The 689-nt window shown below is 44.1% G+C and carries 1 tRNA gene and 1 rRNA gene; both read right to left on the bottom strand.

What is annotated here, in order from left to right:
- Positions 1 to 227: 227 nt before the first annotated feature.
- Positions 228 to 304 (bottom strand) — tRNA-Asp (locus DI392_RS19420).
- A gap of 93 nt (positions 305 to 397) precedes the next feature.
- Positions 398 to 513 (bottom strand): 5S ribosomal RNA (rrf, locus tag DI392_RS19415).
- Positions 514 to 689 lie beyond the last annotated feature (176 nt).

The following is a 689-nucleotide window of genomic DNA, read 5'->3' as shown; positions in this document are numbered from 1 at the left end:
TGCGATTTTTTCCATCAACAAAATGGGAGATAGCGAGAAGTCTCGTGCGCATCCTAGCATCGGATGCTGAACGAATGAGTTTGGGGAAGTCTGGGGTTGTCATATCAGCTCCTATTTGAAGCTGATATTAGATCATAAAATTAGTGCGATTGGTATTAGTGCGATTGGTATTACTGTGCTAAAAACGTAAAAAAGCCCTGTCATTTCTGACAGGGCTTTAATATAAGTGGCGGAGTGGACGGGACTCGAACCCGCGACCCCCGGCGTGACAGGCCGGTATTCTAACCAACTGAACTACCACTCCGCAGTGGTATCTTTTACTAAATAAAGTCTTAATCTCTAGATGCTTTATTTAGTTTTGCCTTCAGATTTTTCAAAATCTGAAAACATAAAGCAAGCCTGGCGATGTCCTACTCTCACATGGGGAAACCCCACACTACCATCGGCGCTATTGCGTTTCACTTCTGAGTTCGGCATGGAATCAGGTGGGTCCACAACGCTATGGTCGCCAAGCAAATTCTTGTTAAACTCGCCATTCAGGCCAGTTTAATAATCTGGAAAGCTGTTTTTTAAAGTCTCAATTCACACATTCAATGTTCTTACTTCGAGTCCATCAAAACCCCTTGGGTGTTGTATGGTTAAGCCTCACGGGCAATTAGTACAGGTTAGCTCAACGCCTCACAACGCTT

The sequence above is a fragment of the Vibrio albus genome (assembly GCF_003144035.1).
In the GTDB taxonomy this organism is placed as follows: Bacteria; Pseudomonadota; Gammaproteobacteria; order Enterobacterales; family Vibrionaceae; genus Vibrio; species Vibrio albus.
The sequence above is the reverse complement of the archived record's forward strand: the minus strand, read 5'-3'. Positions and strand labels throughout refer to the sequence as shown.